The organism is Nonomuraea rhodomycinica, assembly GCF_013363995.1.
Taxonomy (GTDB): Bacteria; Actinomycetota; Actinomycetes; order Streptosporangiales; family Streptosporangiaceae; genus Nonomuraea; species Nonomuraea rhodomycinica.
In genome coordinates, this window is record NZ_JABWGO010000083.1 from 1 (window position 1) to 282 (window position 282).

1 protein-coding gene is annotated in these 282 nt (G+C 69.1%); it reads left to right on the plus strand.

Annotated features, from left to right (window positions below; translation table 11 throughout):
• Positions 1 to 5 precede the first annotated feature (5 nt).
• Positions 6 to 282: RICIN domain-containing protein (locus tag HT134_RS44510; RefSeq protein ID WP_175606524.1), on the plus strand; the 277-nt coding region annotated here is incomplete at its 3' end.

Consider the following 282-nt stretch of genomic DNA (forward strand, 5'->3'; position numbering starts at 1 on the left):
CGTCCCTGCTCGCCGTGGGCGTGTTCCTCACGCCCACGGCGTCGGCCGCGACGGTCGACACCAACGCGTGGTACGTCCTGGTCAACCGCAACAGCGGCAAGGCCCTGGACGTCTACAACCACTCCACCGCCGACGGCGGCCGGATCACCCAGTGGACCCGCAACGACGGCAACCAGCAGCACTGGCAGTTCGTGGACTCCGGCGGCGGCTACTACCGGCTCAAGTCACGCCACTCCGGCAAGGTCCTTGACGTCAGCAACTCCTCCCCCGCCAACCGCGCCG